The organism is Enterobacter sp. CGMCC 5087 (genome assembly GCF_003144775.1).
Lineage (GTDB): Bacteria > Pseudomonadota > Gammaproteobacteria > Enterobacterales > Enterobacteriaceae > Enterobacter > Enterobacter cloacae_M.
The window spans coordinates 1-482 of the sequence record NZ_QFXN01000059.1; the positions used below are offsets into that span (position 1 = coordinate 1).

The following is a 482-nucleotide window of genomic DNA, read 5'->3' on the forward strand; positions in this document are numbered from 1 at the left end:
AATGTGCTAAGCCCTGCCGGATGAACGGCATAGCCACACTAAAAAGGGGATTAGCTAAAAATCAGGAGGCCGGAGCCTGCAGACTGTCGCGCAGGAAAATAGAGAACGGACGCAGGGCCGTTTTCAGTGCAGGGAGCGTCCAGCTGCTGTCAAAGGTGATACGGTTCTGGTTAAAGATACCCAGCTCATAAATGCCTCCACGAACGGTAGCCCCGCCCGGAGTGACGTTATCCACCAACACGGCGCTGGGCACTTCGCTGCCATCGGTGGCGGTTTGTACGCTCAGGACATACACACCGGTCGCGGTGATTTGACCCAGAATGGTCCCACGCACCAGCGGGTTAGCGCCGCCGATATCAACGGTGTCCGTCACCAGTTGCAGGTTACCTGCGATCAGCTGGTCGGGAACATACGTATAGCTCTGCATCCCCGGTGTCCACGGGTTATCGCCAATTACTTCAACCATGATTATTTCCTTTTCC

The 482-nt window shown here is 55.6% G+C and carries 1 protein-coding gene; it reads right to left on the reverse strand.

Annotated elements, in window-relative coordinates; all coding sequences use genetic code 11:
• Positions 1–61 precede the first annotated feature (61 nt).
• The coding region (locus tag DEO48_RS05350; protein ID WP_309136791.1) for a head decoration protein at positions 62–482 on the reverse strand (421 nt) is incomplete at its 5' end.